General features: G+C 61.4%; 2 protein-coding genes. Both read left to right on the top strand.

The window, feature by feature from the left end; translation table 11 throughout:
- Window positions 1-763, top strand: a 763-nt coding sequence (locus OQK_RS00170) for an efflux RND transporter periplasmic adaptor subunit (RefSeq protein ID WP_016770576.1), incomplete at its 5' end; no start/stop codon positions are given.
- Window positions 764-778: 15 nt separating this feature from the next.
- Window positions 779-2,441, top strand: a 1,663-nt coding sequence (locus OQK_RS00165; RefSeq protein ID WP_016770575.1) for an efflux RND transporter permease subunit, incomplete at its 3' end; no start/stop codon positions are given.

Here is a 2,441-nt window from a genome sequence, read left to right as displayed (position 1 = left end):
GGCCAAACTGAATCTGAGCTTCACCCGCGTGACCGCACCGATCAGCGGCCGCGTCAGCCGCGCCGAAATCACTGCCGGCAACCTGGTGACCGCCGACACCACCGCGCTGACCAGCGTCGTCTCAACCGACAAGGTCTACGCCTACTTCGACGCCGACGAACGCGTGTTCCTCAAATACACCCAACTGGCCCGCAACGGTCAGCGCGGCGCAACCACGCCGGTGTACATGGGCCTGTCCAACGAAGACGGCAACCCGCACCTGGGCCAGATGAACTTCGTCGACAACCAGGTCAATCCGAAAACCGGCACCATCCGTGGTCGCGCAGTCTTCGACAACGCTGACGGCACCTACACCCCTGGCCTCTACGCTCGCTTGAAACTGGTCGGCAGCGGCACCTACAACGCGATGCTGATCAATGACGAAGCCGTGGGCACTGACCTGGGCAAGAAGTTCGTGCTGGTGATGGATGGCGACAACAAGACTGCCTACCGTGCCGTCGAACTAGGTCCGAAGATCGAAGGCCTGCGCATCGTCCGCAACGGTCTGAACAAGGACGACACCATCATCGTCAAGGGTCTGCAACGGGTTCGTCCTGGCTCACCGGTCACCCCTGAAGTGATTCCGATGGCCAGCGAGCAGACCCTCGCCGCCCTCGCTCAACAACGTCAAGCGCTGGAAGCCAGCAACCTGCCCAAAGTTGCCCCTGCCAAGGGCGCATCGGGTTCGGCTGCGAAGCTGGCTGCTACGACCCCACGCGGTTAAGGGACGACAACTCCGATGAATTTTTCCCAATTCTTCATTTCCCGGCCGATCTTCGCAGCGGTGCTGTCGCTGTTGATCCTGATCGCCGGTGCGATCTCGCTGTTCCAGTTGCCGATCAGCGAATACCCGGAAGTCGTGCCGCCGACCGTGGTCGTGCGCGCCAACTTCCCGGGGGCCAACCCCAAAGTCATCGGTGAAACCGTGGCCGCTCCGCTGGAGCAGGCGATCACCGGCGTCGAGAACATGCTGTACATGTCCTCGCAGTCGACCGCCGACGGCAAGATAACCCTGACCATCACCTTCGCCCTGGGCACTGACCTGGACAACGCGCAGGTGCAGGTGCAGAACCGGGTGACCCGGACCGAGCCGAAGCTTCCCGAGGAAGTGACGCGCATCGGTATCACCGTCGACAAGGCTTCGCCCGACCTGACCATGGTTGTGCACTTGACCTCACCGGACAAGCGCTACGACATGCTCTACCTGTCCAACTACGCAATCCTCAACATCAAGGATGAGCTGGCTCGCCTGGGTGGTGTCGGTGACGTGCAGTTGTTCGGTATGGGCGACTACTCGCTGCGCGTCTGGCTTGATCCGAACAAGACCGCTTCGCGCAATCTGACCGCGACCGATGTGGTGACCGCGATTCGCGAGCAGAACCGTCAGGTCGCCGCCGGTCAACTGGGCGCGCCCCCTGCCCCGACCGCGCAAAGCTTCCAGCTGTCGGTCAACACTCAAGGCCGTCTGGTTTCCGAGGAAGAGTTCGAGAACATCGTCATTCGTGCAGGCGACGACGGTGAGATCACTCGCCTGAAGGACATCGCGCGCATTGAACTGGGTTCCAGCCAATACGCCTTGCGCTCGCTGCTGAACAATCAGCCGGCGGTGGCAATCCCGATCTTCCAGCGTCCCGGTTCCAACGCCATCGACATTTCCAACGAAGTGCGCGGCAAGATGGAAGAGCTGAAGAAAGGCTTCCCGCAGGGCATGGACTACAGCATCGTGTATGACCCGACGATCTTCGTTCGTGGCTCGATCGAGGCGGTGGTGCACACCCTGTTCGAAGCGCTGATCCTCGTGGTGCTGGTGGTGATTCTGTTCCTGCAGACCTGGCGCGCCTCGATCATCCCGTTGGTGGCGGTGCCGGTATCGTTGATCGGTACGTTTGCGGTCATGCACCTGTTCGGCTTCTCGCTCAACGCCCTGTCGCTGTTCGGCTTGGTGCTGGCCATCGGTATCGTGGTGGACGACGCCATCGTCGTGGTGGAGAACGTCGAACGGAACATCGAACTCGGACTGACGCCGGTCGAAGCGACCAAGCGCGCCATGCGTGAAGTGACCGGGCCGATCGTGGCCACGGCACTGGTGCTGTGTGCCGTGTTCATTCCGGCGGCATTCATTTCCGGCCTCACCGGGCAGTTCTACAAACAGTTCGCACTGACCATCGCGATCTCGACAGTGATCTCGGCGTTCAACTCGCTGACCTTGTCGCCAGCGCTGGCTGCTGTGTTGCTGAAGAGTCACGACGCGCCGAAAGACCGCTTCTCGAAAGTGCTCGACAGAATCTTCGGTGGCTGGCTGTTCCGTCCGTTCAACCGTTTCTTCGACCGTGCCAGTCATGGCTACGTCGGCACCGTGCGCCGGGTTATCCGCAGCAGCGGCATTGCCCTGCTCGTGTATG

It is taken from the genome of Pseudomonas sp. R62 (assembly GCF_000257605.1).
Classification (GTDB): domain Bacteria; phylum Pseudomonadota; class Gammaproteobacteria; order Pseudomonadales; family Pseudomonadaceae; genus Aquipseudomonas; species Aquipseudomonas atacamensis.
This window is presented reverse-complemented; position numbering and strand designations above follow the sequence as displayed.